This is a genomic window from Parachlamydia acanthamoebae (assembly GCF_000875975.1).
Lineage (GTDB): Bacteria > Chlamydiota > Chlamydiia > Chlamydiales > Parachlamydiaceae > Parachlamydia > Parachlamydia acanthamoebae.
This window is the reverse complement of sequence record NZ_BAWW01000037.1, coordinates 1-253: the sequence shown is the minus strand read 5'-3', so window position 1 is coordinate 253 and position 253 is coordinate 1. Positions and strand designations below refer to the sequence as shown.

The 253-nt window shown below is 37.2% G+C and carries 1 protein-coding gene; it reads left to right on the top strand.

The window, feature by feature from the left end; genetic code table 11:
* Positions 1-253: transposase (locus AOM43_RS07995; RefSeq protein WP_193374861.1), on the top strand; the 253-nt coding region annotated here is incomplete at both ends.

Sequence of the window (253 nt, the reverse complement as noted above, 5' to 3'; positions counted from 1 at the left end):
AAAATTGGCTCAAAAGTGATTTATCCGTAAAAAAGTATGTTTATATATGGGCGGATGGGATTTATTTTAACATTCGTTTAGAAGAAGATCGACCTTGCGTTCTGGTTCTGATAGGTGCTTTAGAGAATGGAAATAAAGAACTTATCATGATCCATGATGGGCACCGAGAAAGCAAGCAGTCTTGGAAAGAAGTTTTGCAAAATTTAAAACATCGAGGTCTCAAAGAAGGACCAAAGCTTGCTATTGGAGATGG